The organism is Treponema endosymbiont of Eucomonympha sp., assembly GCF_001028545.1.
Window position 1 is genome coordinate 1 of record NZ_BBPW01000599.1, and the last position, 466, is coordinate 466.

At 51.5% G+C, this 466-nt stretch carries 2 protein-coding genes; one reads left to right on the forward strand and one right to left on the reverse strand.

What is annotated here, in order from left to right; translation table 11 throughout:
* On the forward strand, positions 1–188 hold a 188-nt coding region (locus AWU74_RS12235; protein ID WP_187150977.1), incomplete at its 5' end, for a hypothetical protein.
* A gap of 87 nt (positions 189–275) precedes the next feature.
* Here the strand turns inward: AWU74_RS12235 and AWU74_RS12960 are convergent.
* Positions 276–466, reverse strand: a 191-nt coding sequence (locus tag AWU74_RS12960) for a hypothetical protein (protein ID WP_238580270.1), incomplete at its 5' end; no start/stop codon positions are given.

The window sequence follows — 466 nt, forward strand, 5'->3', positions numbered from 1 at the left end:
AAGAATTGAGCGACAAGACATTCGCGCTTGCCGTGCTGTTCCCGCTTCTGGTCTCGGCGGAAAAGCCCGACAAACTCAGCGCGCGAGCCAAGCTCTACGAAACGCTTGTCGCGGCGCGGGAAAAGTCTGGATATAAGGCTGACGTGTTTTTGAAGGCTTTGGGCGAAGAAGAGACGGAAAAAGACTGACGGAACAATCCGTTATGCCTTATCCGTATATGCGTCTTGATTAAAAAAGAGCGCCGTTCGGAACGGAACCGGACGACGCTCTCTTTGTCAGCGCTGACAGTAATACGCTGGAAAGGATATACCCGGCGCGATTTTTTCAAACACTGTGTCAAGTGAGGTGATTCCTGTTGCAGAGCATAGCGTCAACGCTGCCTTCTTTGAAAGCCACTCGGACAGCCGTTGCTTCGGCTCATATTCAAACGTTTTGGGTTCAACCTTTTTGGTGCTGCCGGAATCGG